Source organism: Acinetobacter sp. MYb191, from assembly GCF_037572605.1.
Classification (GTDB): domain Bacteria; phylum Pseudomonadota; class Gammaproteobacteria; order Pseudomonadales; family Moraxellaceae; genus Acinetobacter; species Acinetobacter johnsonii.
The window spans coordinates 1-529 of sequence record NZ_JBBGZP010000003.1 but is presented as its reverse complement, the minus strand read 5'-3'; the positions used below and the strand labels follow the sequence as shown (position 1 = coordinate 529).

The following is a 529-nucleotide window of genomic DNA, read 5'->3' as shown; positions in this document are numbered from 1 at the left end:
TGTCAAGACCAGGTAAGGTTCTTCGCGTTGCATCGAATTAAACCACATGCTCCACCGCTTGTGCGGGCCCCCGTCAATTCATTTGAGTTTTAGTCTTGCGACCGTACTCCCCAGGCGGTCTACTTATCGCGTTAGCTGCGCCACTAAAGCCACAAAGGCCCCAACGGCTAGTAGACATCGTTTACGGCATGGACTACCAGGGTATCTAATCCTGTTTGCTCCCCATGCTTTCGTACCTCAGCGTCAGTATTAGGCCAGATGGCTGCCTTCGCCATCGGTATTCCTCCAGATCTCTACGCATTTCACCGCTACACCTGGAATTCTACCATCCTCTCCCATACTCTAGCTTCCCAGTATCGAATGCAATTCCTAAGTTAAGCTCAGGGATTTCACATCCGACTTAAGAAGCCGCCTACGCACGCTTTACGCCCAGTAAATCCGATTAACGCTCGCACCCTCTGTATTACCGCGGCTGCTGGCACAGAGTTAGCCGGTGCTTATTCTGCGAGTAACGTCCACTATCCTAGAG

Annotated in this window: 1 rRNA gene; it reads right to left on the bottom strand. The window is 51.6% G+C overall.

From position 1 onward, the window contains the following. Positions 1-529, bottom strand: a 16S ribosomal RNA gene (locus WH214_RS00055); the annotation flags it as partial.